1 protein-coding gene is annotated in these 211 nt (G+C 50.2%); it reads left to right on the top strand.

Annotated features, from left to right (window positions below; genetic code table 11):
• Positions 1–211: DapH/DapD/GlmU-related protein (locus HJY11_RS14685; protein ID WP_279571121.1), on the top strand; the 211-nt coding region annotated here is incomplete at both ends.

The following is a 211-nucleotide window of genomic DNA, read 5'->3' as shown; positions in this document are numbered from 1 at the left end:
GGAAACAATGTCATGTTTGGTCCACGGGTCTGCATCTTCACCGCCGGCCATCCCATTGATCCGGTGATCCGTAACAGTAAGTTAGAATATGGAAAGGAAGTTCACATTGGGGACAATGTCTGGATCGGCGGCAACACAGTCATCAACCCCGGTGTCACCATCGGAAACAATGTCGTGATTGGATCCGGCTCCGTTGTAACCAAAAACATCC

Origin of the sequence: Bittarella massiliensis (ex Durand et al. 2017), from assembly GCF_017566145.1 — a bacterium.
GTDB lineage: Bacteria > Bacillota > Clostridia > Oscillospirales > Ruminococcaceae > Bittarella > Bittarella massiliensis_A.
This window is presented reverse-complemented; position numbering and strand designations above follow the sequence as displayed.